The sequence below is a fragment of the Achromobacter agilis genome, from assembly GCF_900496965.1.
In the GTDB taxonomy this organism is placed as follows: Bacteria; Pseudomonadota; Gammaproteobacteria; order Burkholderiales; family Burkholderiaceae_B; genus Achromobacter; species Achromobacter agilis.
Genome location: NZ_UFQB01000011.1, coordinates 48324 through 70558, shown reverse-complemented (window position 1 = coordinate 70558; position 22235 = coordinate 48324). Strand labels below are relative to the sequence as shown.

The following is a 22235-nucleotide window of genomic DNA, read 5'->3' as shown; positions in this document are numbered from 1 at the left end:
GGCCAAGAATCTCATACGAAAAATATCAGATTCTTGTAAGTTATGCAGAGATTTATGTGCGAACCAGGCTGATGACGACACGATCGATGCGCAATGATTGCTCAATCGACGGGGTTGCGTACGTATTCATTTCTTTGTCAGCATTGGTTTTTTTCCGTATTTGCGGTCTTCTTCGCGCAACAGCGGCACTTCCGAAATCCTTGACGTCGGTCAGGGTCGATCCGGGTTGACCGGTGGATAATTCCTGTGTGGAATGGCGCCCACAAAGCGTTGGCCGGGCCGGCATCAGTGCACGGCACGCTTTACCGACGCCGGCCAGAGAAGCCGGCCGGGTCGGAATTCAATAATATGGAGAAGACTCTTGACCGTGCTGTCTCAAGCCAAGGCCATCCTGGCCGCCGCAATCGCAGGCGTCTGCTTTAGTACCGGCGCGCAAGCCGCCGACCCCTACCCCAACAAGCCCATCCGCTTGATCGTTCCCTTCGCCGCCGGCGGCACCACCGACATCGTCGCCCGCATCGTCGCCGAAGGCCTGGGCCGTCAGCTCGGCCAGCCCGTCGTCGTGGAAAACCGCGGCGGCGGCGGCGGCGCGATCGGCGCCGACGCCCTGGTGCGCTCCGCTCCCGACGGCTACACCCTGGGCGTGGCCACGGTCAGCACCATGGCCACCAATCCGGCCACCAACCCCAAGAACCCGTACAACCCGCTGAAGGACTTCGCGCCCATCACCAATATGGTGAACGTGCCGAACGTGCTGACGGTGAACCCCGCCGTGCCCGCCAAGACGCTGGCCGAGTTCATCGCCCTGCTGAAGGCCAACCCCGGCAAGTACACCTACGCATCCTCGGGCTCGGGCGGCATCGGCCACCTGGACGGCGAGCTCTTCAAATCGCTGACCAAGACCGACATGGTGCATGTGCCCTATCGCGGCTCGGGCCCGGCGCTCAATGACGTGATCGCCGGCCAGGTCAACGCCCAGTTCGACAACCTGCCGTCGTCCATGCCCCACATCCAGGCCGGCAAGCTGCGCGCCCTGGCCGTGGCGGCGCCCAAGCGCGTGCCCACGCTGCCGGACGTGCCGACCTTCACCGAAGGCGGCCTGCCGGAGATGGACAACATGGCCTGGTACGGCCTGGTCGCGCCTGCCGGCACGCCCCAGGCGGTCATCGACCGTATCCATGACGCCGCCGTCAAGGCGCTCCAGGATCCGAAGACCGTGCAGCGCCTGGCCGATGGCGGCTCGCTGGTGGACGGCAATACGCCGGCCGAGTATGCCGCCCAGATCAAGCGCGAGCTCGAACTGCGCCAGCGCATCGCCAAGGAACGCAACATCCAGTCCACGAACTGATCCCGCGTTTCCTCCCGCCGGCCCCCTTCGCGGGGGCCGGCGCTTGACTGCAATCGCCCGGCTGGTAGCATGTGCGTCCGTGCGATCCCATTTTTCTCCCCTCCCCTGCGCCGCATGCGCCATCTGCGCCCTGCGCTCGACCCTGTTGAGCTCGCAGGAAGTCGCCGCGCGTTCCGCCTACGCGCGTTCCAAGCCCGGCTAATCGCCCGCTTTTCCCCTCTCTAGAAGCCTTACCGGCCCGCCGCCGGCTGCCAGCGCACATCCGCGCATCTCAGCCTTGCCGCCCGCCGACGGACGCCCTGCCGCGTGGCCGGGCGCCCCGCCTCGCCTCATTCGTCACATTTTCCGCATGCCCTGGAGGGCCTGCGGCCAGGCCACGCACCGACCTTTTCCAAGCGCCATGCAACTCACCAAGAAATTCGTCAAAGCCAAGAACCCCTGCGCGGGCGGCTACAAATGGTTCATCCGCGACCACAACGGACAGGGGGATTACCAGGCCGTCCTTGACGCCTTGGTCGCTGACGGACGGGTCAGCGACGCCTGCTGGCTGCTGGACCAGTTCGGCCCGACCGACGCCGTGCTCAAGCTGGACGCCGTCGACGCCACCGCCATCGTCTTCGCCGGCACCCTGGAAGTGCGCATGGGCATCAACGTGGACTCCGTCGTGCGCGCGGGCCGCAGCATCGTGACCGGCGGCGGCATCCGCGCGGGCGAAACCATCATGGCGGGCGAGAACATTTCCGCCGGCGCCAACATCGCCAGCGGCGGCGACCTGCGCGCGGGCGGCGACGTATCCGCAGAATGGGGCATCGAGGCCGCCACCCGCCTGGACTGCGTCGGCAACGTGCGCGCCAAATGGGACATCTGCGCCGGCCAGGACCTGGCCGTGACCGGCCACCTCCATGCCGGGCAGGACGTTCAAACGCAAGGCGCGATCAAATGCGGCCAGGGCATCAAGGCCGGCGGCGACGTGCGCGCCGAGAAGGAAATCGACGCGGCCTGCGGCATCCAGGCCGGCGGTTCCATCGTCTGCGGCGATCACCTGGCCTCCGGCTGGGGCCTGATCGCGGGCGAGGACATCCGCGCCGAAGGCGCGATCCGGGCCGGCGAAGGAGTGCAGGCCGCGGGCCTCATCGAAGCGGGCGCCGGACACGGCATCTACGCCGGCCTGAGCGTGCGCCTGGACGCCTGGTCGGCCTGCGCCCGGGTCGTGGCGCAAACGCGGCCTGAACAGCTGGTCAGCGGATACTGGACTGGCCAGGACGACTCCGAACCCGCCGGCCAACCGTGGAACGGCTGGCACGGCGAAGCCGCGCCGACCGGGCTCCTGGCCGCCCGCGAAGCGGCGGCCGGCCAGAAACCGGGGCCGCACAACTAGGCGCTGGCGGCCTCCCGCGCCGGGCTGCGCAGCACCAGCATCAGGCCCAGCAGGATCGCGCCCATCCCGGCCACGCTGAGCATCGACAGGCGGTTGCCCAGGATCAGGTAATCCAGCACGGCGGTGCCGGCCGGCACCAGATAGAACAGGCTCGTGACGTTGACCAGGTTGCCGGCCTGGATCATGCGGTAGAACAGCAGGGTCGCCCCCACCGAAATCACGAGGCCCATCCACACCAGCGGCGCGATGAAACCGGCCACCCATTCCACGCGCATGGGCTGGAACGGCACGAACAGCAGGCACAGCGCCAGGCTGACCGCGTATTGCAGCGGCATCACGTCCATTGGCGCCTGGCGCACCCGCTTCTGCAGGATTGCCCCCACCGTCATGCACGCCAGCGCGGCGAACGCGAACGCCATGCCGGCCGCCGAGTAGCGAGCCATGCCGATGCTCTGGTACATGACCATGGCCAGCCCGCAGAACGCCAGGAAGAGTCCGGCCAGGCGGGCGGGCGAATAGCGCCGTTCCATCAAGGCGAGGGTCAGGATGGGCTGCGCGCCCAGCAGCGTGGCCAGCACGCCCGGCGTAATGCCGTTGTCCAGCGCAAGCAGATAGCAAATGGAATAGCCGCCGATCAGGAGCAGGCCCGTCACCGCAACGGTGGCGCGCGTGCCCGGTTCGGGCAGCCAGCGCCGCCGCCGCGCGCAGATCAGCAACAGCACGGCCAAGGCCAGAAGGAAGCGCAACAGCAGGAACGCGAAGGCGGAGGCGTGGAACAGCCCCCATTTGGCGAAGATCGCGCCGCCGCTCCACAGCAGCACGAACAAGGTGGTGGAACCGTAGGAGGTCCACGCGGATCTATCGAAAGACATGAGGTTTCTACCTGTCGAAGTCATAACAGGCTCCGCCCCTGCCCAGGCGCGGCGATCGGCCGCGCAGGGCGCAAGCCGGCACGTGACGGACGCGGCACGCGTCAAGGCGTCAGGCGGACAGGCTCGGGAAGGGGCTGGAGTCGGGTGCGGACGGCGTCAGCCGACGACGGCCGCGGACGGCGGGCATGCGCCAGCCACCACGCCGCAAGGCGGCGAGACGGGCGGAGACACCACCGTGGAGACGACAGGAGAAAAACCAGGAGAAACTGCGAAACGCCGTGACATCACGCGCGCGCGGCTGCCCGCTGCGCAGGCAGCAGAGGCGAAGTCGGCGATGTACGTGGAATCAGGCATCCCGCTAGGCTACCGTCAGCGCCGCACTGCGTCAAGCGATCCGGCGCTGTTCCACGCCCATGTCGCGCCATGCTTCGCCGTGGCACGTGAACATCAGGATCTGATGCCGGGTCGCGGCGTCGAACAGCGCGCGCTTCATGAAGTCGCGCCGCGCGTCGTCGGTATGGACAAGCGCGTCGTCGAGCAGCAGCAGCGTCGGCCGCCCGGCTTCGCGCAACAGGTCCGCGTAGGCAAAGCGGGCCAGGATGCCCAACTGTTCGCGCGTGCCGAAGCTGAGCGCGGCCAGCATGTCTTCGCTGCCGCCGCGGCGCAGCGCCGTCGGCAGCAAGGCGTCGTCCAGCCGCAGGTCGGCCTCGGGAAACAGCAGCGCCAGGTAATGGTTCAGGCGGCGCGCCAGCGGCGCCTGCAGCCGCTGGGTGGCGGCCGCGCGCTGGTCGGTGAGCAGGCTGAGCAGCAGGTCCAGGGCGCAGGCGCGGCGGGCCAGTTCGTCGCGCCGCCGCGCAAGGCGTTCACAGGCCGCGGCGGCTTCGGACAGGCGTTCGCCCAGGCCTTGCGCGCCCGCCTGGTCCAGCTTGCCCTGCAGCTGCAGGATGTCGCCGTGGCGCTTGTGCTGCGCTTCGCGCTCGATGGCGGCGGACTTCTCATAGCGCAGAACGTCCTGCTCCGCCAGCTCGGGCTGATGCCCGGCCAGCGCCGCTTGCGCGGCCTGCACGCGGCGTTCGAGTTCGTCGTGGCCGCTGCGCGCTTCGGCCAGCCGGCCCGCGCGGGATTGGCGTTGCGCGGCGCGTTCCGGCGACTGCAGGTCGGCGCCGCGGGCGGCCGCCTGGCCTTCAAGCAGCTGGGCGCGGGCGCTGTCGGCATCCAGCGCGCGCTGCGCGGCCGCCAGCGTTTTCTCGGCCTGCGCCGCGACCGCCTCTGCCTCGCGCAGGGCCTGGACCGCCGCCGGCAGATCGACATTGCCCGGTTCGTCCGCGGCGGGCAGCTTCGACAGGCGCGCTTCCAGCTGGGCGCGGCGCGCCAGCGCCTCGTCGCGCTGGCTGCGCAGCGCGTCCATGCCCTTGGGCGCGTGGATGCCCAGCGCCTTGCGCATGCCCTCCAGTTCACGCAGCAGCGCGCTGTAGCGGGCATGGCGCCGTTCGGCCTCGGCCAGCGTGTCGACGCCCAGTCGCTTGAGCCCGGCGGCGCAGGCCGCCTGGGCTTCGCTCACGTCGCGCTTCAGAGCGGGCAAATCCTTGCCGCCCGGCTCGATGCGCAAGCGCCCGACACCCGGCAGATCGAGCTCGGCGGCGGCCGTGAGCAGGACCTCGCCGGCGCCGCCGAGCAGCTTGCCGTCCAGCCGCGCCTCGCGCCCCGCCTCCAATTGGTAGGACAGGCGCGTGGCGATGGCCTGCTGTTGCAGCTGCAGATTGGCCAGTTCTCGCTCGGCCTTGCGTAACGCGTCGATATCGGCCTCGGCGATTTCGATGCGCACGCTCTCGGCCTTCAGGGCCGACCCTTGTTCGATCAGTGCGGCGGCTTCCTTCAGCGCATTGTCCAGGCGTTCGATTTCGGGTGCGAGCTGGGCGAGCTGCCGTTCCAGATCGCGCCGGTCGGCCACGGCCTGCACGGAGGCCACCCGCTGGCGCGCGGCGTCGACGGCCTCGGCATGAGCCTGGCGCTGCTGTTGCGCGCGCGCCAGCGGATCGTGCGAGGCCTCGGCACGGGCGCGGGCGGCGCGGGCCTCGTCCGCCAGCGCCTTGAGTTCGGCATCGTCCTGCTGATCGCGGCGCACCTGGTCCTGCAACAGGACCAGCGTCTGCGCGGCTTGCGCCTGCTCGCGGCGCAAGCCCTCGAACGCCTCGCGCTCCTTGGCCACGGCGGCCAACCGCGAGCGCGCCTCGGCGGCCTTGGCCTCGAAGTCCTTCCAGGGCTCGCCCGCCTGGGCGCGCTCATGCGCGCGGCGCAGCTCGGCCAGCCGGTCGACGTCGGCATTCAGCTGGGCCATGGCCTGCGCGCATTCGTCGCGTTCAGCCACCGCGCGCGCAAGCGCATCCTCGGCCTCTTTGTAGACGCCCTTGGGGCGGCCGTTGCGCGCGTCCAGTAACGCGCCGCGTTCCGCGGACACGCGGTCGTACAGGCGGTCGCCGTCGCTTGCGGTCAGTTCGCCCGACAGTTGCGTCAGGGCATCACGCAGGTGCGCGCCGGCATACCCCGCCGCTTCCTGCAGATTCTGTCCGTCGCCCTGCTGGATCCACAACAGGCCCGGGATCCCCGCGAGGTCCGGCTTGCTCTGGCCGCGCCCGGCCAGCTCGAAACCCAGCAGCGCGGCCAACGCGTTCTCGGCTTCTTCGCCGTCCAGGCGCCGCGCGCCGTCGTCGATCAGCAGCTCGCAGCGGGCGCGGGACAGGAATTGCTTTTTCAGCACATAGCTGTGGCCGGCGTGCGTGAACGCGAGCTCGACGCAGGGGCGCGCGCCGGATTCGCCATGCGGCGCCAGGTCGGCCACCTTGCTGGTGCTGTAGCGCTCCAGGAAGGCTGAGCGGATGGCCATGGCCACCGTGCTCTTGCCGGCTTCGTTCGGCCCCACGAACAGGTTCAGGCCGTCTTGCAGGCCGTCCAGCACCAGCGGCTGGCGGAACTTGCGGAATTCTTCCAGGGCGATGCGCGAGAGCTTCATTTCGCGCCTCCAGGCATGGCGCTTTCGCGCTGGAACCGCAACAACAGCCGCAGGGCCTCGCCCGCGACCGCCGACTGCGCAGCGTCCGCCTGCAGCGCCTGCAAATGCGCGGCCACTGCACCCACATAGCCGCTGGCGCGCAGCTCGGCCAGGTCGGTGTCGTCGGGCTCCAGCTTCAAGCCGGACAGGTCCGGCAGCAGCGCGCGTACCTGCGCGGCGGCCCGGTCCACCGCCTGCTGCAGCGCATCCCAGGTTTCCATATTGACGTGCCCCTGCACGTCCAGCCGCAGCACGTCTTCCGCGCGCAGCGCGGCCATGCGTTCGGCCAGCGCCTGCGCATCGGTAGGCAGGCTCAGCGTTTCCGACCAGGCCGACCAGCGGTACCTGCCCGTGGCCAGCCGTTCCACCGCCGGCGCCGCGCCGGGCGCCTCGATGCGCACGTCCAGCACATAGCCGGGTTCGTTGCCGCGAAAGCGGTCCTGCTCCGGCGTGCCGGCATACCAGGTGCGTTCGTCGATGGACAGGCAGCCATGCCAGTCGCCCAGCGCCAGGTAATCCAGCCGGGCGCGGGCCGCGCGATCCGGCGCGATAGGATTGGTGGCGTCGATGTTGTCCGGCAGCCGCCCCGCCACGCTGCCGTGCGCCAGGCCCACGCGGATGCGGCCCGGCTCGGTGTCCAGGGCGTCGAAGGCCTGGGTCACGTCCTCGTAAGTGTGGCGCTGCGTCAAGGGCGCAGCCAGGACGGCCAGATTGATGGCGGGCAGGTCCACCACGCCCGTGCCGAGCGGCACGTGGACGTTGGGCGGGATGCAATCCAGCTGCATCGCGCGGCTCCAGACGCTGTCGGCGAGCGCCGCGTCGTGGTTGCCGGCGATCATGACCCAAGGCCCGGCATAGGCGGCCATGGCGGCGAACAGCCGGCGCACCGTGCGGTCAGACACGCCCTGCGTATCGAACACGTCGCCCGCGACCAGCACGGCATCCACGCGGCGTTCGGCGGCCAGCGCCGCGATCCGCGCCACGACCTCGAAGCGCGCCTCGGCCAGCATGGCGGCGTCGTCGGTTTCAAACTGGCCGTACTGTCGGCCGATCTGCCAGTCGGCGGTATGCAGGAAATGGGTCATGCGCGGAATTGTAAGAGGAAGACGCTCCCTTCGGCGCCGCCCTTCGCGACTTCCTCTTCCCCGGGCCGGTCTCGCTCAGGAGGCCGGGGTCAGCCATGGCAACACCTGCGCGAGCGTCAAGGGCGCCTCTTGCAGCAACAGCCTGTCTCCTTGCGTTTCGCCCTCTTCGCCGGCGCGCAAAGGATCCGAAGCGAGCAAGCGGTGGCGCAGCACGGCATCGGCAAGCAACAGGCGCCTAGCGTCCACGCCCGGTTGGCAGCCCTCCCAGGCCATGAACACGGCGGCCGACACGTAGTACAGCGCGGATGCCGCGCGGCGCACCTGGGCCTCGAGCCGCTCCTGCGTCCCGACTGCGTGCGCCAGATCGATCGCCCGGCGCACGCAGTCGCGCAAGCTTGCGCGCCACGCCGCCGGCAATGCGGCCGCTTCCTCGAGCCTGCTGTTGAGCAGGGCCGACAGCGCTTCGTGCGCGCCGTCCTTGCGCACGGCCCGCTGGATCGCGTCCAGCGCGTTGATATTGCTGGTGCCTTCCCACAACACGCCGATATGGGCGTCGCGCACCAGGCGGGCATTGATGAAATCCTCGATGTACCCATTTCCGCCGCGTATTTCCATTGCGCCTGTCGCGACGGCGATATTGTCCCGGCAGGTCCGCAGCTTGAGCAGCGGCGTCAGCAAACGCAATACCCGCGCGGCATCTGCGTTGCCGTCATAGGCGCGCCCCATGACGTCCGCCGCCGCCATGACCATGGACAACGCCGCTTCCGTCGGCGTCAACAGCTTGAGCAACTGCCGGCGCAGCAACGGATAGCCCATGATGTCGCGCCCGAAGGCGTGGCGGTGGCGCGCCGCCACCATGGATTCATTCAAGCAGCGGCGCATCATCGCCGCCGCGCGCACGCCATGCGACAGACGCGACAGATTGACCTGTTCCATCATGTGCTTCAGGCCTTGGTCGACGTCTCCGACCAGATACGCCAACGCCCCCTCCAGCCGGATTTCCCCACTGGCCATCGAGCGGGTGCCCAGCTTGTCTTTGAGACGCACGATGCGATAGGCATTGCGGCTGCCGTCGTCCAGGCGGCGTGGCATCGCGAACAACGCCAGTCCGCGCGTACCCTGCGGCGCGCCTTCCGGACGGGCCAGCAGCAAGGCGACGTCCGCATCCGTGTGGGAGCAGAACCACTTCTCTCCATGCAGCCGCCACTGCCCGTCGGCCTGGCGCGCGACGGTTTCCAGGGCGCCGACATCTGAGCCGCCCGTTTTTTCCGTCATGAACTGTGTCCCCTTCCAGAGCGTGGCCGGATCGTTCGACAGCATGCGAGGAAGCAGCTTTTCGCGCAGGGCCGGGCTGCCGAACTTCCGGATCAGGTGAATCGACGTGTCCGACACGCTGATTGGACACATCTGGCCGAACTCCGCCTGGACGAACAGGTATTGCAGCGCGTACTTTGCTATCGGCGGCAATGGCGCATCGCAGCCCAGCACGCCGGCCCGATGGCTCATGGCATGGAACTGAAAATCGCCAAAGGCGATGTGCTCCATTTCTTGATAGGCAGGGTGGTATTCGATCCAGTCTTCGTCTTCGCCCCAGCGGGTGCGCGCATGCAGCACGGGCGGGAACTTATCCGCAACGGTAGCCAGCGTATTGAGGCGGCCTCCGGCCAACTGCCCCATGCGTTCAAACTGCGGCAACAGTTTGCCATGCACGGCGGCCGGCAGATAGAGCTTGAGCAGGTCCTGCAAGCCCCGATCCAGCGCGAAGAAATCCTGGCCGGCGCAATCGGGCGCAAGGTAGTGGGAACTCTGGAAAGACCGCTCCGGACGCGGGCGGACATACTCGTCATACTTGGCTTGGAATGGCACGGGCAGCTCCTGAAGGTCGTGACTCGGCGCCGCGCCTGAAGCGGCGCGGCTACGTACGTCACCAATATGAAAATGCGTCAGACCACGCCGGCTGCGCGCAACTGCGCCAGCGCCGCGTCCGATAAGCCAAGACGCTGTGTCAATACGTCTTGCGTGTGTTCGCCCAGGACGGGGGGACCGATCGCGTGATCGAGCGGCGTCTCCGAAAACCGCATCGGGCTCGCGATGCCAGGGCACGTGCCGCCCGTGGACAAAGGCAGATCCACCCGCAGCTTCCGGTGCACCACTTGCGGATCCGAGAACGTTTCGGAAAAGGTGTTGATGGGTCCGCAGGGCACTCCCGCGCTTTCCAGCCGCCGCTGCCAGGCGGCGCTGGTATCCGTTGCCATGGCCTGAGACAGCTGGGGCAACAGCGTGTCGCGATGGACCAAGCGCCCGCTGACCTTGGCATAGCGCGGATCCTGGGCCAGGTCCGGCCGCTGGATTTCCCGGCAATAGGCCGCAAACTGGCTGTCGTTGCCCACGGCCACGATCAATCGTCCGTCCTGCGTATCGAAAACCTGGTACGGCACCGCGTTGGCATGGGCATTGCCGTAGCGCTTGGGCTCCTTGCCCGACACCAGATGGTTGACGGCAGGATTGCTGCCGAAGGCAAGGATGCAATCCAGCAGAGCCATGTCGATATGCTGCCCTTGCCCGCTGCGCTCCCGCCACGTCAACGCGGCCGTGATCGCAAGGCTGGCGTACATGCCCGTTGTGATATCCGCGACCGCGACGCCCACTTTCTGCGGACCGCCGCCCGGCAGTCCATCGGCCTCGCCAGTAATGCTCATCAAACCGCCCATGCCCTGGAAGATGAAGTCGTACCCCGGACGGTGCCGATAGGGCCCCGTCTGGCCGAACCCCGTGATCGAGCAATAGACCAGCGACGGATTGACGGCCCGCAGATCCTCGTAGCTCAACCCATAGCGCGCCAGCGTGCCGACCTTGTAGTTCTCCACCAGCACGTCGGAATCCTTGGCCAGCCGGCGAACGATTTCCTGCCCCTGCGCGGTGGAAATATCCACGGTCACGGACTTCTTGCCGCGGTTGGCCGAAGCGTAGTAACCGGAGTCCTCGCGCGGCCGCCCGTTGGCGTCCGGCATCCAGGGAGGGCCCCAGCCCCGGGTGTCGTCCCCGGCGCCGGGGCGTTCGATCTTGATGACTTCGGCGCCCAGGTCGGCAAGGTTCTGGGTACACCAGGGCCCCGCCAGCACCCGGGTCAGGTCCAGCACGCGTATGTGAGAAAGCGGTTTGATCTTCATGTCTGCGGTCTCGATGCCAGCTAGCGCGCGATTAGTCGATGCGAATGTGGGCGTCTTCGATGACACGCCCGTAGCGGGCGCTTTCGTCGCGGATGTACGCGCTGAACGCGTCTCCGAAATAGCCGACAGGCTCCCCGCCCGAGCGCAGCAGGGCCTGGCGCACATCGGCCTGGGCCATGATTTGCTCGATCGTGCTGTTCAGGGTCTGGACAATGGCCGGCGGCGTGCCCGACGGTGCCAGGATGCCGACCCAGGCGGACATTTTCATGTCGGGGTAGCCCAGTTCCGCCGTGGTGGGCAGATCCGGCAGCACCGCGGAACGCTTGTCGCTCATGACGGCCAGCGCAGTCAGCTTGCCCGCCTGGATCTGGGGCAAACCGGTGAACGCGGGCTCGAACGTGACGGAAACCTCGCCACCCATTACCGCGGCCTTGGCAGGCGCGCTGCCCTTGTATGGAACGTGCAGGAAATTGGTCTTGGTCCTGGACCGCAGCATTTCGCCCGCCAGATGGGCCGTCGAACCGTTCCCGTACGAGGCGTAGCTCAACTCGCCTGACTTGGCCCGGGCCAGGTCCACGAGCTGTTGCAGCGTTTGGGCGGGCACCTTCGGGTTGACGACGATGACGCTGGGTGTGGTGGCAATGAGCGCAATCGGCGCAAAGCTCTTGACCGCGTCGTAGGGCAGCTTGGGATATAGCCAGGGGTTAATCGTCAGCGTCGTGTTGGTTGCCGCCAGCAGTGTGTAGCCATCGGGCTTGGCGTTGGCCACCATCTCGGCGCCGATGATGGTGGCCGCGCCGGCGCGGTTCTCCACGATCACTGGCTGCCCGAGGCGCTCGCCCAATTTTTGGCCGATGACGCGCGCCACCACGTCCGTCATGCCGCCCGCCGAGTACGGCACGATGAGCCGAATGGGCATGCGGGGATAGTCCTGGGCTTGCGCGGCGGCGGTCAGCAACGAGGCAGCGGCAAGCGTGATGAGGGTATTGATACGCAAAACAGTCTCCTTGGTGGATCGCGGGTCTGCGCCCGGATTCATTGCCGCGTACCGCTGCGGTGAAGCCCATTATTGGCAGCACCATTTTTCTCGTCCAATATATTTTTTTGTGCTATTCATACAGATATTGGATCAATATTTGCAGGCCGAGGCGGGCAATCGCTCCGGCCTCACCCTAAGCGTCCCCATGGATCTGCGCCAACTCCGGTATTTCGTCGCCGTCGCCGAGGAATTGCACTTCGGACGAGCCGCCAAGCGGCTGTCCATCACCCAGCCGCCGCTCAGCTTCAACATCCGCCAGCTGGAAGCATCGCTGGGCATGGAGCTGCTGCGGCGCACCACGCGCGAGGTGGCGCTGACGGAAGCGGGAAAAGTGATCTACCGGGAGGCGCTGAAGCTCCTGGCCCTGGCGCGCGACGCCGAAGAGCAGGCCCGGCGGGCCGCCAACGGTGAGGCCGGCGCCGTGCATATCGGCTTTGTGGGTTCGTCATTCCTGACGCGCCTGGCCTCGGACATCCGCGGCTTTGCCGCGGCACGTCCGGAGGTCGAAGTCGTGCTGTACGAACTCAGCAGCTACGAACAGATCGACGCATTGCAGCGAGGCCAGATCGACATCGGGATCGTGCATCCCCGAGTGATGCCGTCCGGCATCGCATCGCGGGTGATGCACCGCGAGGCCTTCGCCTGCCTGCTTCCCGAAACACACACGCTGGCGCGCCAGGAAGCCATCGACTTGCAGCAATTGCGGCACGACGATTTTGTGCTGTTTCCGAGGGATTTTTCTCCCGGCTACTACGACAAGATTCTTTCGCTTTGCCTGGAAGCCGGCTTCACGCCCCACATCCGGCACAAAGTCCGGAACATGCTGACGATCGCGACATTGGTATCGCACGAATTCGGCGTATCCCTGGTGCCGGCGTCGTTGGGCAAAGTGCGATTGCCGAATCTGGTGTGCCGCCCCATCGCGCACGCCGCAAACCCGTCGGACCTGCGCGGCATCTGGCGCCAGGACGAAGCACAGCCTGCGGTGCTCGCCCTGCTGGAATGCCTGGCGGCATCGCCTGCCTAGCCCATGCAACATGAAAATGGCCCGAGCGGCGTTTTGCGCCGGTCGGGCCATTGCGGGCACGGCTTCTGGCCGCCGCCGCGCGACTTGCGGGGATCAGGCGCCCTTGCTGTCCAGCACCAGCGGCCGACCGGCCTTGGCCTTGCGGTCATAGCGGGACAGGTCCAGGCCGTCCGTGCGGATCGCCGGGCGCTGGCCCATGACCAGGTCGGCGACCAGCTTGCCGGAGCCGCAGGCCATGGTCCAGCCCAGCGTGCCGTGGCCGGTGTTCAGGTAGAGGTTGCCGTAGCGGGTCGGGCCGACCACCGGCGTGCTGTCCGGCGTCATGGGACGCAGGCCCGTCCAGAACTCGGCCTGGGCCACATTGCCGCTGCCGGGGAACAGGTCGTTCACGACCAGTTCCAGCGTCTTGCGGCGGGCATCCTTCAGGCGCAGGTCGAAGCCCGACAGTTCGGCCATGCCGCCCACGCGGATGCGCTTGTCGAAGCGCGTCACGGCGATCTTGTAGGTTTCGTCCAGGATCGTCGAAACCGGCGCGGCGGATTCGTCGGCCATGGGGATGGTCAGCGAGTAGCCCTTGACCGGATAGACCGGCAGGTCCAGGCCCAGCGGCTCCAGGAAACCGCGCGTGTAGCTGCCGAAGGCGGCAACGTAGCGGTCCGCGGTCAGCACGTCGTTGCCGACGCGCACGCCCGAGACCTGGCCGCCCGCGGTGTTCAGGCCGGACACCGATTGGCCGTAGCGGAATTCCACGCCGAGCCCGGCGGCCATTTCCGCCAGGCGGGTGGTGAATAGCTGGCAATCGCCGGTTTCGTCATTGGGCAGGCGCAGGCCTCCGGACAGCTTGCCGATCGAGCGGGCCAGCGCGGGCTCGGCGGTCGCCAGGCGATTGCGGTCCAGCAGTTCGTAGGGCACGCCCACCTCTTCCAGCACGGCGATGTCGCGGCGCGCGGCTTCCAGCTGGGCCTCCGTACGGAACAGCTGCAGGGTGCCCCGCGTGCGTTCTTCATAATGGATGCCGGTGGATGCGCGCAGTTCGCGCAGGCAATCGCGGCTGTATTCGGACAGGCGCAGCATGCGTTCCTTGTTGACCGAATAGCGCTCGGCCGAACAGTTGGCCAGCATGGCGGCCATCCACTTCAGCTGGTACAGGCTGCCGTCCAGGCGGATCGCCAGCGGCGCGTGCTTCTGGAACAGCCACTTGATGGCCTTCAGGGGGATGCCGGGCGCGGCCCAGGGGGTGGAATAGCCCGGCGACACCTGGCCGGCGTTGGCGTAGCTGGTCTCCAGCGCGGCCGCCGGCTGGCGGTCCAGCACGGTCACTTTGGCGCCCTGGCGGGCAAGGTAATAGGCGGTCGTGGTGCCGATAACGCCGCTGCCGAGGACGATGACGTGCATGATTCTTTCCAGTGTTTGGTTTTGTGCAGGAATTTCGGTAGTCTATGAGTCTCTATCTAGTGAAAAACACTGAAGAATTGCCTTTGGCAGTGCTTTTTCCCGGCCCAATCCTGTTTTCCGATCGCCAAAAGTGAAATGCGCGACCTAGACCGTATCGACCTGAAAATCCTGGATATTCTGCAGCGCGAAGGCCGGATTTCCGTGACCGAATTGGCCGACCGGATCAGCCTGTCGGCCACCCCCTGCTCGGACCGCATCAAGCGCATGGAGCGCGAAGGCGTCATCACGGGTTACCATGCGCGCGTCAATCCTTCGGCGCTGGGCAAGAACCTGCTGGTCTTTCTCGAAATCAAGCTGTCGGCCAAATCCGGCGACGTGTTCGACAAGGTCAAGAAGGAACTGCTGTACGTGCCTGAAGTCATGGAGTGCCACCTGGTGTCGGGCGATTTCGATTACCTGGTCAAGGCGCGCCTGACCGAAATGAATGAATACCGCCGTCTCCTGGGCGAAATCCTCAAGCGCCTGCCGGCATCCGCCGAGTCGCGCAGCTATGTCGTCATGGAGGAGATCAAGGAGACGCTGTACGTGCCCGTGGACCGCTAGGGCGGCGCCCTGGGACCGCAGGCGGCCGGGCGCGAGCGCGGCGCCGCTTTCCACGCGGTTTGTTACCGGATCGCACCGCGCCGGCTGCTATGCTGGCGGCCCCCGGCTTGCGCCGCTGCGCATGCGACCCCAATTTCTTTGCCTTTTTGCCTATGACTCGTCTCTATAAATACTTCTTCCGCGGGCTGATCACCGTCCTGCCCCTGGCGCTGACCATCTACCTGCTCTATATATTCCTGGCCTGGACCGAGGCCGTGGCGCTGACCTTCCTGCGCCCCTTCATCGGCGGCTTCTACGTGCCGGGCATGGGCCTGGCGCTGGGCATCCTGGGCATCCTCGCGATCGGCTACCTCGTCTCCAAGGAGCGCGTGCAGCGCGTGCTGACGCTCGTGGAAATGCCGTTCACCAACCTGCCGGTGGTCAAGAGCATCTATTCGTCCCTGAAAAGCTTCGCGGACTATTTCTCGCCCAGTTCCAAGAACACCGCCCAGCAGGTCGTGATCCTGCGCATTCCCGGCCAGCAACTGGAGTTGGTGGGCCTGGTCACCCGCCGCAGCATGGAGGGGCTGCCCGAAGGCTTTTCGCAGGACGGCCGCGTGGCCGTCTACCTGCCGATGGGCTACATGATCGGCGGCTACACCGTGTTCGTGCCGCAGGAGTGGGTGCAACCCATCCAGATGTCCGTCGAGGAAGCCATGCGCTCGTCGCTGATCGCCTGGATGGCGCGCGCCGAGAACAACAACCGGCCGGCCGCGCCCGCCATGCCGGAACCGCCGGGCAGCGCGCCCGGCGCGCCCGGCGACGCCAGCGGCGGCGGCAGCAGCAGCCAGGCCTGAACCCTCTTCCCCGTTTCATCCCTTCCAGGCGCGACATGCCCATCATCGAATTCACGCTCGCCGACGGCAGCCCCTATATTGAAGTCAACCAGCTGCTGAAGGCCACCGGCGTATGCGACAGCGGCGGCGCCGGCAAAATGCTCGTGGCGGAAGGCCACGTAAGCGTGGGCGGCGTTGTGGAAACCCGCAAGACGGCGAAGATCCGGCCCGGCCAGATCGTCACCTGCGGCGACGCGCGCATCGTGGTGCGCGCCGCCGAGGCGGGCGGCGCCCCGGCCTGACGCTCCCTCATCCATCCCAGCAACGCCGCGAGCCGCCATGAAATTCAAGATGTCCCGGAACTCCATCTTCGCCGTCCTGCTGCGCTCGCCGTGGTGGATGAGCGCGGGAGTGGCCGTGCTGCTGTCGGCGGCCGGCTTTGCCGCCCTGCCCCTGGAGTACGCCGCGATGGGCGTGTTTGCCGCGGTGCCGTTCGCGGTCATCGCCATCATGGCGGCCTACAAGCAATTGCGCGCGCCGTCGGGCGCGCGCGTGCAGGCCGTGGCCGAAGCGGCGGCCGGCATGTCGTGGGCGGACTTCTCCCGGACCGTCGAGGCGGGCTTCCGCCGCGACGGCTGCGAGGTGCAGCGCCTGCAGGTTGCCGGCGCGGACTTCGCGCTCAGCAAGGACGGGCACGTGGCCATCGTCAGCGCCAAGCGCTGGAAGGCCGCCCGCGTCGGCGTCGAGCCCCTGCGCGAGCTGCAGGCGGCGCGCGAGCAACGCGGCGCGCGCGAAGCCATTTACATCGCCTTGGGCGAGGTCTCTGAAAACGCGCAGCAATACGCCAAGGCGCAAGGCGTGTCGCTGATGACGGCGCCCGAGCTGGCCAAGCTGCTGCGGGACCTGAAGACCTGATCCGGACACGGCGATGAGCTACCGCCTGCTTGCCGATCTGGTGCTCGTCGTCCACGGCCTCTTCGTCGCATTCGTGGTGTTCGGCGGGCTGCTGGCGCTCTGGAAACGCTGGATCGCCTATGTGCATCTGCCCGCGCTCGCCTGGGGCGCCCTGGTGATCGGCATGGGCTGGATCTGCCCCTTGACGCCGCTCGAGGTTTCGCTGCGGCAACAGGCCGGCCAACAAGGCTACGGCGGCGGCTTCATCGAACACTACGTGCTGGGGATCATCTACCCCGAGCACATCACACGGGAAGTACAGATTGCGCTGGCGGCGCTGCTGATCGCGGGCAATCTCATCATCTACGCCCTTTGGGCCCGGCGCGGCCGGCGCCCCGCCGCGTAGCGCGGCGCCGGGCACCGGAAGCTCCGTTCCTACAGGCTGCGCGCGATAACCAGGCGCTGGATGTCGCTGGTGCCTTCATAAATCTGGCACACGCGCACATCGCGGTAGATGCGCTCTACCGGAAAATCCTTCAGATAGCCGTATCCGCCCAGGGTCTGGATGGCTGCGGAACACACTTTCTCGGCCATTTCGGAGGCGAACAGCTTGGCCATCGACGCCTCGGTAAGAGCCGGAAGGCCCGCGGCGCGCAGGGCCGCGGCGTGCAGCACCAGCTGGCGGGCGGCGTGGATCTGCGTGGCCATGTCTGCCAGGCGGAACGACACGGCCTGATGCTCCATGATGGGTTTGCCGAAGGCCTGGCGGTCGCGGGCGTAATCGCGCGCGCATTCGAACGCGGCCCGCGCCATGCCGACGGACTGCGAGGCAATGCCGATGCGGCCGCCTTCCAGGTTGGACAAGGCGATCTTGTAGCCTTCGCCCTCCTCGCCCAGGCGGCTGGCGGCCGGGATGCGCAAGTCCTCGAACGCGATCTGGCAGGTGTCGGATGCATGCTGGCCCAGCTTGTCTTCTACCCGCAGCACCTTGTAGCCGGGCGTATCGGTGGGCACGATGAACGCGGAGATACCGCGCTTGCCGGCCTCGGGATCGGTCACCGCGAACACAATCACGGTCTGGCCGTTGCGGCCGGAAGTGATGAACTGCTTGGCGCCGTTGAGGATGTAATCGCTGCCGTCGCGGCGCGCGCGGGTGCGTAGGCTGCTGGCGTCCGAGCCGGCCTGCGGCTCGGTCAGCGCGAAGGCGCCAATGTGCTCGCCGCGGGCCAGCGGCCGCAGGAACTGTTCTTTCTGCGCATCGGTGCCGAACTTCAGGATGGGCATGCAGGCGACCGAATTGTGCACGCTCATGATGGTAGAGCAGGCGCCGTTGCCCGCCGCGATCTCCTCCAGCGCAACGGCGTACGACACATAGCCGCTGTCGTTGCCGTCCCAGGCCTCCGGCACCAGCATCCCGAAGAACCCGAGCTGCGCCATCTCGGCGATGGCGTCGGCGGGATAGTGGTGGTCGCGGTCCCAGCGTTCGGCATTGGGCGCCAGGCGCTCCTGCGCAAACCGGCGCGCCATTTCCTGGACGCTTTGCTGTTCTTCCGTCAAAAGCATGGTTGTCTCTCCTGGGTGCGGCAGCCAGCGTGCGGGATCGCCGCCTGGCTTTGTCTGCGCGAGACGGGGCCCGTCATAGGGGCCCCGCATGACAGCGAGGATACACCGCGGCGGGCCCGTCAGGCGCGCGGCGCGTCCTGCTCGGCGCGCTGGCGCGCGGGGCCCGTCGCCCCGCTCAGGTTGTAGGCGGTATTCACCAGGCCGATATGCGAAAAGCCCTGCGGAAAATTGCCGACCAGCCGCCGGCGGACCACGTCGTATTCCTCCGCCAGCAAGCCCAGGTCGTTGCGCAGCGTCAGCAGCCACTCGAACAGGCGCTCCGCGTCGTCCAGCCGGCCCTGCATCACGTAGGCGTCCGCCAGCCAGAAGCTGCAGGCGAGGAACACGCCTTCCTCGCCCTCCAGCCCATCATCGGTGCGGTCGGTGGAGTAGCGGCGCAGCAGGCCGTCGCGCAGCAGCCCGCGTTCGATGGCACGCACCGTCCCCGCCACGCGCGGATCGTCGGCGGGCAGAAAGCCCACCTGGGGAATCAGCAACAGGCTGGCGTCCAGCGCATCCGACCCATAGCTCTGCACGAAACAACCCTGTTCACGGTCGTAGCCGTGCTCGCAGATATCGGCCCGGATCTGCTCGCGCAGCCGGCGCCATGCCTGCACCGGTCCTTTCAGGCCGAAACGCTCGCACGCCTTGACCGCCCGGTCGAACGCCACCCAGCACATCAGCCGGGAATGCGTAAAAGCCCGCCGCTCCCCCCGTACTTCCCAAATGCCATGGTCCAGCTCCGTCCAGCGCCGCGCCAGCGGCTCCAGCAGTACCTTCTGCAGGCGCCAGGCCTCGGCCAGCGGCGCCAGGTCCGCCACGCGCGCGGCATACAGGGTCTCGATGAGCTCGCCGTAGACGTCGAGCTGATTCTGGCCCGACGCGCCGTTGCCGCTGCGCACCGGCAGGCTGGATGCGTAGCCGGGCAGCCAGGGAATCTCCTGCTCCGGCAGCCAGCGCCCGCCGGCGATGCCGTACATGATCTGCAACTGGTCAGGATGCCCGGCCACCGCGCGCAGCAGCCACTGGCGCCAGGCCTCGGCCTCTTCGCGATAGCCGGCATTGAGCAGCGCATAGAGCGTCAGCGCCGAATCGCGCAGCCAGCAATGGCGGTAGTCCCAGTTGCGGCTGCCGCCCAGCGTCTCCGGCAGCGAGGTGGTGGGCGCGGCGATGATGCCGCCCGTGGGCTGGAAGGTCAGGAGCTTCAGCGTGATCAACGAACGCAGCACCGCATCGCGCCGCGCATCCGCCGGCCCTTCCCAGTGGCAGCGCTTGGCCCATTCCTGCCACCACGAGATCGTGCGGTCCATGCTTTCGACCCGGTCCGGCACGAAATGCGGGGTGCGGTGCGAACGGTGGTACGACAAGGTGAAGGGCACCACCGTGCCCGGGTGCACGTTGAAGCGCGCCGTGGTCTTGAGCTCGTGGCCCTCGAGCTCGATGGGCGTATGCAGCTCGACGGCGTCCGGCCCGGCGATGGCGCTCAGGCCGTAGTCGCGCCGCCGCACCCAGGGCACCGCCTGGCCGTAGTTGAAGCGCAGCACCAGCTCCATGTCCATCTGCACGTGCCCGGATTCGCCGCGCACGATACGCACCACGTCCGCGCGTTCGTCGTCGTCGCTGAGCGGCATGAAGTCGAACAGCGTGGCCGCGCCCGTGGCGGTCTCGTAGCGCGTTTCCAGCACGGCGGTATCGGGCACGTAGCGCCGCGAGACGCCCGCGGCCTTGCCGTGTGGGGCGATGCGCCAGCGTCCATGGCGCTGGTCGCCGAGCAGCGCCGCGAAGCAGGCGGGCGAATCGAAGTGCGGCAGGCAGAGCCAATCAATCGAGCCGTCCCGCGCGACCAGCGCGGCGGAGAGCATATTCCCGATGAGTCCGTAGTCTTCCAGGGGTTTGGACATGCGCGCCGCCCTATGCTCAGGCCCTAGCCCGCGCCGCGAAATTCGGGATAGAGCGTCATCCCGCCATCCACGAACAGCGTCGTGCCCGTGACGTAATCGGATGCGTCGCTGGCGAGCCAGACGGCGGCCTGCGCCACATCCTCGGGTTCGCCGATACGGCCATAGGGAATCAGCTTGAGCAGATTCGCCAGGCTGTCCGGGGTATCCCAGGCGGGCCGGTTGATTGCGGTGCGGATGGCGCCCGGCGCGATGGAGTTCACACGGATCCTGGCGGGCGCCAGCTCCTGGGCCAGCGACTTCATCAGCAAGGAGACCCCACCCTTGGACGCCGCGTAGTTCACCTGGAACGCCCACGGGATAACTTCGTGGACCGAGCTGATGAAGAGAATGTTGCCCTGGGCGAGGCCCTGCCGCGCCGGATCCGCGGGCTGCGTCTCGAAGGCCCTGGCCGCCGCGCGAGCGCACAGGAAATGGCCCGTGAGGTTCACGTCGATTACCCGCCGCCAGTCGGCCAGCGTCATGTCGGCGATCGGCGAAGGGTGCTCGATGCCCGCGTTATTGACCAGGATGTCCAGCCGCCCGAAGTGCCGCACGGCCTCGCCGAACAGATGTTCCACGTCGGCTTCGCGGCTGATGTCGGCGGCCGCGGCCACGGCCTGGCCGCCCACGCGCTGGATGTCTTCCACCACCGCGGCCGCACGCACCTGCGAATCGCCGCCCGCCCGGTGATTGACCACCACGCGCGCGCCCGCCGCCGCCAGCGCGATGGCGGTGGCCCGCCCGATGCCCGACGACGCGCCGGTAACCAGCGCGACGCGCCCTTTAAGGTCCGAACCTTGCCGCATGCCGCCTCCCTTGCGGCGCACCGCCAGGCACGGCCGCTGGATGTCGAGCTAATCAGGTTAGTCCTGCCCTCCGGACGGCACAACCCCGACGCGCAACAGGGTTTGACACAGCGGGCGCGGCCACGGCGGGCGACGTGGGCGCGCGCCAGGCTGCCTGACGGGCTCCACGCCCACACGATACTTTTAAAGTTGCATAAGTGGCCTCTCTTGCCCTATTATGCAACTTATAAAGTATCTTGATAGACATTCCTGGGAGTCCGTCCATGACATACGACGCCATCATCGTCGGCGGCAGCTTCGCCGGCCTGTCCGCCGCCCTGCAATTGGCGCGCGCCCGCCAGCGCATCCTGCTGATCGACGCGGGCCTGCCCCGCAACCGCTACGCCGCGCACGCGCACGGAATCCTGGCGCAGGACGGCAGGCCGCCCCGCGACATCCTGGAACAGGCGCGGGCGCAGCTCGCGCTGTATCCCACCCTCACCTTCCTTGACGGAGAAGCGACAAAGGCCAGCGCCGTCCGCGACGGCGGCCCGTTCCGCGTCGCGCTGGCCGACGGGCGCGAAGCGCTCGGCCTGCGCCTGATTCTGGCCACCGGCCTGCGCGACGAACTGCCGCCCCTGGCGGGCCTGCAGGAGCGCTGGGGCCAGACGGTCCTGCACTGCCCCTACTGCCATGGCTACGAAAACGCCGGCCGGCCGCTGGGCGTGCTGGCCGCGCATCCCTTGTCCGCCCATCAGGCGGCGCTGCTGCCGGATTGGGGCCCGACCACCTACTTCACGCAAGGCGAGTTCGAGCCCGACGCCGAACAGGCGGCCCTGCTCGCCAAACGCGGCGTGCGCATCGAACGCACGCCCGTCGTCGAGCTGATGGGCGCGGCGCCCGCGCTGGACGCCGTGAAGCTTGCCGACGGCCGCCGCATGGCGGTCCACGCGCTCTTCGTGGCCAGCAGGACGCACATGGCCAGCCCGCTGGCGATGCAGCTGGGCTGCGCGTTCGACGAAGGCCCGCTGGGGCCCGTGATCCGCGTGGATGCGCTCAAGCAGACGACGGTCGCGGGGGTGTTTGCCGCAGGCGACGCAGCCATTCCCATGAGCAACGCGACCCTGGCCAGCGCCTCGGGCGTGATGGCCGGCGTGTGCGCGCACCGGTCGCTCGTGATGGCCTGACGGCAAAGCAAAAAAACGCCACGTTGCCGTGGCGTTTTTTTGCGGC

19 protein-coding genes are annotated in these 22235 nt (G+C 67.7%); 9 read left to right on the top strand and 10 right to left on the bottom strand.

What is annotated here, in order from left to right:
* Window positions 1-361 precede the first annotated feature (361 nt).
* Window positions 362-1348: a Bug family tripartite tricarboxylate transporter substrate binding protein gene (locus AGI3411_RS14715; RefSeq protein ID WP_129528109.1), complete on the top strand. Its 987-nt coding sequence runs from the start codon at window positions 362-364 to the stop codon at window positions 1346-1348.
* Window positions 1349-1748: 400 nt separating this feature from the next.
* Window positions 1749-2726 carry a hypothetical protein gene (locus AGI3411_RS14710; RefSeq protein WP_244240363.1) on the top strand — a complete coding sequence of 326 codons (978 nt, stop codon included), beginning with the start codon at window positions 1749-1751 and terminating at the stop codon, window positions 2724-2726.
* Here the strand turns inward: AGI3411_RS14710 and AGI3411_RS14705 are convergent.
* From AGI3411_RS14705 to AGI3411_RS14680, 6 genes are all read right to left on the bottom strand, one after another.
* Window positions 2723-3598 carry a DMT family transporter gene (locus AGI3411_RS14705; protein WP_129528108.1) on the bottom strand — a complete coding sequence of 292 codons (876 nt, stop codon included), beginning with the start codon at window positions 3596-3598 and terminating at the stop codon, window positions 2723-2725. The genes AGI3411_RS14710 and AGI3411_RS14705 overlap by 4 nt on opposite strands.
* A 385-nt stretch (window positions 3599-3983) precedes the next feature.
* On the bottom strand, window positions 3984-6608 hold the full coding sequence (locus AGI3411_RS14700; RefSeq protein WP_129528107.1) for an AAA family ATPase: 2625 nt from the start codon (window positions 6606-6608) through the stop codon (window positions 3984-3986).
* The gene (locus AGI3411_RS14695; RefSeq protein ID WP_129528106.1) at window positions 6605-7732 is read right to left on the bottom strand and encodes a metallophosphoesterase family protein; all 1128 of its coding nucleotides are present in this window, start codon (window positions 7730-7732) and stop codon (window positions 6605-6607) included. Before AGI3411_RS14695 ends, AGI3411_RS14700 begins: the two co-directional genes overlap by 4 nt.
* Window positions 7733-7807: 75 nt before the next feature.
* Window positions 7808-9598: an acyl-CoA dehydrogenase family protein gene (locus AGI3411_RS14690; protein WP_129528105.1), complete on the bottom strand. Its 1791-nt coding sequence runs from the start codon at window positions 9596-9598 to the stop codon at window positions 7808-7810.
* A 77-nt stretch (window positions 9599-9675) separates the two neighbouring features.
* On the bottom strand, window positions 9676-10902 hold the full coding sequence (locus AGI3411_RS14685; protein WP_129528104.1) for a CaiB/BaiF CoA transferase family protein: 1227 nt from the start codon (window positions 10900-10902) through the stop codon (window positions 9676-9678).
* Between the two features lie 31 nt (window positions 10903-10933).
* Window positions 10934-11899 carry a Bug family tripartite tricarboxylate transporter substrate binding protein gene (locus AGI3411_RS14680; RefSeq protein WP_244240362.1) on the bottom strand — a complete coding sequence of 322 codons (966 nt, stop codon included), beginning with the start codon at window positions 11897-11899 and terminating at the stop codon, window positions 10934-10936.
* Between the two features lie 187 nt (window positions 11900-12086).
* On the opposite strand from AGI3411_RS14680, the gene AGI3411_RS14675 reads away from it, so the two are divergent.
* Entirely contained in the window at window positions 12087-12968 is an 882-nt protein-coding gene (locus AGI3411_RS14675; RefSeq protein WP_129528102.1) for a LysR family transcriptional regulator, read from the top strand.
* Between the two features lie 93 nt (window positions 12969-13061).
* Here the strand turns inward: AGI3411_RS14675 and AGI3411_RS14670 are convergent, their stop codons facing one another.
* The gene (locus AGI3411_RS14670; protein ID WP_129528101.1) at window positions 13062-14363 is read right to left on the bottom strand and encodes a D-amino acid dehydrogenase; all 1302 of its coding nucleotides are present in this window, start codon (window positions 14361-14363) and stop codon (window positions 13062-13064) included.
* 135 nt (window positions 14364-14498) lie between these two features.
* Here AGI3411_RS14670 and AGI3411_RS14665 point away from each other — a divergent pair, with 135 nt between their 5' ends.
* The 5 genes from AGI3411_RS14665 (at window position 14499) to AGI3411_RS14645 (ending at window position 17081) form a co-directional block, all read left to right on the top strand.
* Window positions 14499-14966 carry a winged helix-turn-helix transcriptional regulator gene (locus tag AGI3411_RS14665; RefSeq protein WP_129528100.1) on the top strand — a complete coding sequence of 156 codons (468 nt, stop codon included), beginning with the start codon at window positions 14499-14501 and terminating at the stop codon, window positions 14964-14966.
* Between the two features lie 152 nt (window positions 14967-15118).
* Window positions 15119-15802, top strand: coding sequence for a DUF502 domain-containing protein (locus AGI3411_RS14660; protein ID WP_129528099.1), 684 nt, complete (start codon window positions 15119-15121; stop codon window positions 15800-15802).
* Between the two features lie 35 nt (window positions 15803-15837).
* The gene (locus AGI3411_RS14655; protein WP_129528098.1) at window positions 15838-16083 is read left to right on the top strand and encodes an RNA-binding S4 domain-containing protein; all 246 of its coding nucleotides are present in this window, start codon (window positions 15838-15840) and stop codon (window positions 16081-16083) included.
* A gap of 37 nt (window positions 16084-16120) precedes the next feature.
* Window positions 16121-16696: a restriction endonuclease gene (locus AGI3411_RS14650; protein ID WP_129528097.1), complete on the top strand. Its 576-nt coding sequence runs from the start codon at window positions 16121-16123 to the stop codon at window positions 16694-16696.
* A gap of 13 nt (window positions 16697-16709) precedes the next feature.
* Window positions 16710-17081 carry a DUF2784 domain-containing protein gene (locus tag AGI3411_RS14645; RefSeq protein WP_129528096.1) on the top strand — a complete coding sequence of 124 codons (372 nt, stop codon included), beginning with the start codon at window positions 16710-16712 and terminating at the stop codon, window positions 17079-17081.
* Window positions 17082-17110: 29 nt separating this feature from the next.
* Here the strand turns inward: AGI3411_RS14645 and AGI3411_RS14640 are convergent, their stop codons facing one another.
* From AGI3411_RS14640 to AGI3411_RS14630, 3 genes are all read right to left on the bottom strand, one after another.
* Complete coding sequence (locus tag AGI3411_RS14640; protein WP_129528095.1) at window positions 17111-18238, bottom strand: acyl-CoA dehydrogenase family protein; 1128 nt, start codon at window positions 18236-18238, stop codon at window positions 17111-17113.
* A gap of 119 nt (window positions 18239-18357) precedes the next feature.
* Window positions 18358-20178 carry a glycoside hydrolase family 15 protein gene (locus AGI3411_RS14635; protein WP_129528094.1) on the bottom strand — a complete coding sequence of 607 codons (1821 nt, stop codon included), beginning with the start codon at window positions 20176-20178 and terminating at the stop codon, window positions 18358-18360.
* A gap of 23 nt (window positions 20179-20201) precedes the next feature.
* Complete coding sequence (locus tag AGI3411_RS14630; protein ID WP_129528093.1) at window positions 20202-21023, bottom strand: glucose 1-dehydrogenase; 822 nt, start codon at window positions 21021-21023, stop codon at window positions 20202-20204.
* A 263-nt stretch (window positions 21024-21286) separates the two neighbouring features.
* Between AGI3411_RS14630 and AGI3411_RS14625 the strand changes: the two genes are divergently transcribed.
* Complete coding sequence (locus AGI3411_RS14625; RefSeq protein WP_129528092.1) at window positions 21287-22189, top strand: NAD(P)/FAD-dependent oxidoreductase; 903 nt, start codon at window positions 21287-21289, stop codon at window positions 22187-22189.
* Window positions 22190-22235: the final 46 nt, after the last annotated feature.

Bases quoted from the DNA above. Each gene is read 5' to 3' on its own strand.
- AGI3411_RS14650 (WP_129528097.1), top strand. From the start codon at position 16,121: ATGAAATTCAAGATGTCCCGGAACTCCATCTTCGCCGTCCTGCTGCGC.
- AGI3411_RS14695 (WP_129528106.1), bottom strand. From the start codon at position 7,732: ATGACCCATTTCCTGCATACCGCCGACTGGCAGATCGGCCGACAGTAC.
- AGI3411_RS14665 (WP_129528100.1), top strand. From the start codon at position 14,499: ATGCGCGACCTAGACCGTATCGACCTGAAAATCCTGGATATTCTGCAG.
- AGI3411_RS14700 (WP_129528107.1), bottom strand. From the start codon at position 6,608: ATGAAGCTCTCGCGCATCGCCCTGGAAGAATTCCGCAAGTTCCGCCAG.
- AGI3411_RS14675 (WP_129528102.1), top strand. From the start codon at position 12,087: ATGGATCTGCGCCAACTCCGGTATTTCGTCGCCGTCGCCGAGGAATTG.
- AGI3411_RS14645 (WP_129528096.1), top strand. From the start codon at position 16,710: ATGAGCTACCGCCTGCTTGCCGATCTGGTGCTCGTCGTCCACGGCCTC.
- AGI3411_RS14625 (WP_129528092.1), top strand. From the start codon at position 21,287: ATGACATACGACGCCATCATCGTCGGCGGCAGCTTCGCCGGCCTGTCC.
- AGI3411_RS14710 (WP_244240363.1), top strand. From the start codon at position 1,749: ATGCAACTCACCAAGAAATTCGTCAAAGCCAAGAACCCCTGCGCGGGC.
- AGI3411_RS14670 (WP_129528101.1), bottom strand. From the start codon at position 14,363: ATGCACGTCATCGTCCTCGGCAGCGGCGTTATCGGCACCACGACCGCC.
- AGI3411_RS14635 (WP_129528094.1), bottom strand. From the start codon at position 20,178: ATGTCCAAACCCCTGGAAGACTACGGACTCATCGGGAATATGCTCTCC.
- AGI3411_RS14705 (WP_129528108.1), bottom strand. From the start codon at position 3,598: ATGTCTTTCGATAGATCCGCGTGGACCTCCTACGGTTCCACCACCTTG.
- AGI3411_RS14640 (WP_129528095.1), bottom strand. From the start codon at position 18,238: ATGCTTTTGACGGAAGAACAGCAAAGCGTCCAGGAAATGGCGCGCCGG.
- AGI3411_RS14630 (WP_129528093.1), bottom strand. From the start codon at position 21,023: ATGCGGCAAGGTTCGGACCTTAAAGGGCGCGTCGCGCTGGTTACCGGC.
- AGI3411_RS14660 (WP_129528099.1), top strand. From the start codon at position 15,119: ATGACTCGTCTCTATAAATACTTCTTCCGCGGGCTGATCACCGTCCTG.
- AGI3411_RS14685 (WP_129528104.1), bottom strand. From the start codon at position 10,902: ATGAAGATCAAACCGCTTTCTCACATACGCGTGCTGGACCTGACCCGG.
- AGI3411_RS14655 (WP_129528098.1), top strand. From the start codon at position 15,838: ATGCCCATCATCGAATTCACGCTCGCCGACGGCAGCCCCTATATTGAA.